The organism is Candidatus Sodalis sp. SoCistrobi (assembly GCF_900143145.1).
In the GTDB taxonomy this organism is placed as follows: domain Bacteria; phylum Pseudomonadota; class Gammaproteobacteria; order Enterobacterales; family Enterobacteriaceae; genus SoCistrobi.
Genome location: NZ_FRDB01000302.1, coordinates 1 through 2,663, shown reverse-complemented (window position 1 = coordinate 2,663; position 2,663 = coordinate 1). Strand labels below are relative to the sequence as shown.

Annotated in this window: 3 protein-coding genes, 1 tRNA gene and 1 pseudogene; 4 read left to right on the top strand and 1 reads right to left on the bottom strand. The window is 53.7% G+C overall.

The features are described 5' to 3' along the window. The 4 genes and pseudogenes from CINSTRO3249_RS14845 to CINSTRO3249_RS14830 form a co-directional block, all read left to right on the top strand. The coding region (locus CINSTRO3249_RS14845; protein WP_074013806.1) for an IS4 family transposase at positions 1-150 on the top strand (150 nt) is incomplete at its 5' end. 606 nt (positions 151-756) lie between these two features. Further along, positions 757-1,548, top strand: coding sequence for an endonuclease VIII (nei, locus tag CINSTRO3249_RS14840; protein ID WP_074013807.1), 792 nt, complete (start codon positions 757-759; stop codon positions 1,546-1,548). Between the two features lie 214 nt (positions 1,549-1,762). After that, a tRNA-Leu gene (locus tag CINSTRO3249_RS14835) sits at positions 1,763-1,847 on the top strand. 209 nt (positions 1,848-2,056) lie between these two features. Next, positions 2,057-2,394: pseudogene (locus tag CINSTRO3249_RS14830) on the top strand (transposase); the annotation flags it as partial. A 40-nt stretch (positions 2,395-2,434) separates the two neighbouring features. On the opposite strand, the gene CINSTRO3249_RS14825 reads toward CINSTRO3249_RS14830, so the two are convergent. Next, a partial coding sequence (locus CINSTRO3249_RS14825; protein WP_143146879.1) for an integrase core domain-containing protein occupies positions 2,435-2,663 on the bottom strand: 229 nt, incomplete at its 5' end.

The window sequence follows — 2,663 nt, the reverse complement described above, 5'->3', positions numbered from 1 at the left end:
GTTGCGCAACTCGGAGGCTTTCTTGCTCGAAAAGGCGACGGTGAGCCAGGCGCAAAAACTATCTGGAAAGGCTTGCAGAAAGTCATGACGGCCGCCGAAACGCTACGCGCGCTCAGGCACGAACAGAATGTGTATAACGAGGTGGGTTAGGGTGCCAAGGTGGCAAGGTGGCAAGGTGGCAAGGTGCCAAGGTGCCAAGGTGCCAAGGTGCCAAGGTGCCAAGGTGCCAAGGTGCCAAGGTGCCAAGGTGCCAAGGTGCCAAGGTGCCAAGGTCCTGAGGTGCCGAGTTGCAGATGTCGCTGAATTAGCTTAGGTCATGAAAGTCGCTAGCGTAAATAAAGCAATACTATTTGCTGAATAGCTGAATAGCTGAATAGCTGAATAGCTGAATAGCTGAATAGCTGAATAGCTGAATAGCTGAATAGCTGAATAGCTGAAATGGCTGAAATGGTCATCGTTGCTGTTGCCGCCGGTGCTTGCCCATTAGCCGGAAGATGTTACTACTCAGTGAGCTCGGTAATTAGGCGAATAAGCTCCGACTGGCATGCTCGTTAGCATCGCGCTGTGGGGTGGCGCTGCGGCAACTATCTTATCAAATAGGATCCAGCCCTTGCCCGGAAGCCCAGCGACACGATGTGCTGCCTGACTAACATAGGGCCAGAGACGGCACGCAGTACGCTGCGAACATTGATTACGCTTAGACGCCATTTCCCGCCGGGTGCTATTATTGCACCACCGCTGATGGAGGAAATGGAAATGCCGGAAGGACCGGAAATACGTCGAGCAGCCGACAGCCTCATGCTGGCGATGTCAAATTTACCGCTTACCCTGACCTGGTTTGCCTTTCCCCATTTGAAACAATGGGAGACGGTGCTAATCGGGCAAACCATCGACAAGATCGAAGCGCGCGGCAAAGCGCTGCTCACCTGGTTTTCCAATGGACAGGTACTTTACAGCCACAACCAACTGTACGGCGTCTGGCGCATCGTCAAAGCAGGTGAAACGCCGGTAACAAAACGCGATCTGCGCGTGCGGCTGGAAAACCAGAACGCCGCCATTCTGCTCTACAGCGCTTCCGAAATCAGTATTCTCAGCGCTGAGGAAGTGGCTGCCCATCCTTTTCTGCTGCGTATCGGCCCGGATGCGCTGGACCCGCTACTGAAAGTGGACACCGTGCTGGAGCGGCTGATATCCAAACGCTTCTCCGGCCGTCAGCTGGGCGCGCTGCTGCTGGACCAATCCTTTATCGCCGGTCTGGGAAACTATCTGCGGGTAGAGATCTTGTGGCAGGCACGGTTATTGGCTCACCATCGGCCGCGAGATCTCAACGAAGAGCAACAGCGGCTCTTGTGCCAGGCGATTCTCGACATTCCGCGCTTATCTTACGCCACCCGCGGCCAACCCGGCGCCAAAGATCACCACGGCGCTACGTTCCGCTTTCGCGCCTTTCATCGAGCCGGAAAGGCCTGCGAGCGCTGCGGTCATGCCATAGAGAAAACCACTTTTTCCGGCCGCCCGTTTTACTGGTGCCCGGGCTGCCAGTGGTAAACAGCACGAACAAGAAAAGCACCGGCACCCTGGCTACCAGAGTCGTTGCAAGCGAGGGGACGGCAGCGATGTTCCGGCTGCTAACATGCATCAACGGCCGCAGTAATAGAGAAGGAGGCCGTTTTTTCAGCAGTTGCACACCGGAAGAACGGATTAGTATTGCGCCGGGATCTGTTAACGGTATAATGCACCTCGCTATCCGTACCCCTTCAGTGCCGAAGTGGCGAAATCGGTAGACGCAGTTGATTCAAAATCAACCGCCTTCGGGTGTGCCGGTTCGAGTCCGGCCTTCGGCACCATCGGAACATCAATAGACGTCAACGGACGTCTTTTTTTGTGCCTGAAAACCAGTATCCGCAAGGCTTTCCTCGCTTTTTCACTCAACCTACGTCAACCTGATTCAATCTACATCAACTTACTGATGCGGGTATGTAAGTATCCCGGTAAACCGAACCATTCATTTTAGAGATCTTCCGACATACTGACTATGTTCCCTGAGGAGATCGTCATGCGTAAATCCCGGTTCACTGAACACCAGATCGTCGCCGTTCTCAAGTCCGTCGAAGTTGGAAGTACCGCCAAAGATGTCTGCCGCGAAGCCGGAATCTCTGAGGCCTCCTATTACAATTGGAATGCGAAGTTTGGCGGCATGGAAGCCTCCGATATTGAAAAGATGAAAGACCTCGAGGATGAAAACCGCCGGCTGAAGTAGATGTTTGCTGACCTGAGTCTCGAGTGTCGCGCACTGAAAGACGTTATTGAGAAAAACCTTTGAAACCAGCGATAAAGCGTGAGCTGGTCAGCTATCTGACCGCGCAGTTTGCAATGAGCTTACGCCAGGCATGCTGAATAACCCCGAGTTTATTAGAGAGTAATTTTGGCAATACTACGCCGCTTCCTCTGATGCTAATTGCAAAGCGTAATAGTTCATTTCGGCTTCAGTAGGAGGGATGTAACCCAGCCGCCCGAGCAGCCTTCTGTTGTTGTACCAGTCCACCCAGTCCAGCGTGGCCAACTCCACTTCCGTCCGGTTTTTCCAGCTCCCGCGGTGGATAACCTCCGTTTTGTACAACCCGTTGATACTCTCTGCCATCGCATTATCGTAGGAGTCGCCG

Excerpts from the sequence above, each read along its gene's own strand:
- nei (WP_074013807.1), top strand. The coding sequence starts at position 757 with ATGCCGGAAGGACCGGAAATACGTCGAGCAGCCGACAGCCTCATGCTG.